This window comes from Staphylococcus pasteuri, assembly GCF_030547725.1.
Lineage (GTDB): Bacteria > Bacillota > Bacilli > Staphylococcales > Staphylococcaceae > Staphylococcus > Staphylococcus pasteuri.
Map to the genome: position 1 here is coordinate 1 of NZ_JAUOQO010000382.1, position 268 is coordinate 268.

The 268-nt window shown below is 37.7% G+C and carries 1 protein-coding gene; it reads left to right on the forward strand.

The window, feature by feature from the left end:
- Positions 1–194, forward strand: a 194-nt coding sequence (locus Q4528_RS14085) for a nicotinate-nucleotide--dimethylbenzimidazole phosphoribosyltransferase (RefSeq protein WP_303522227.1), incomplete at its 5' end; no start/stop codon positions are given.
- Positions 195–268 lie beyond the last annotated feature (74 nt).

Here is a 268-nt window from a genome sequence, read left to right on the forward strand (position 1 = left end):
GTTCAGGAGAACAAGGGCACGACAAAATGTTGCAATGGTTTGATGCTAAACCGTTATTAAACTTAAACATGAGACTTGGTGAAGGGACAGGGGCGGCTTTGTGTTTACCATTAATTCAATCTGCATTAGCTTTTTATAATGAGATGGCAAGTTTTGAGCAAGCTAACGTCGTCAATGTAGTGAGTGACATATAAATGTTCAATGTGCTTCAACACCAATTTTTCCTATTTAAACTTGCCATTGTATTTTTAACTCGACTGCCTGTTTC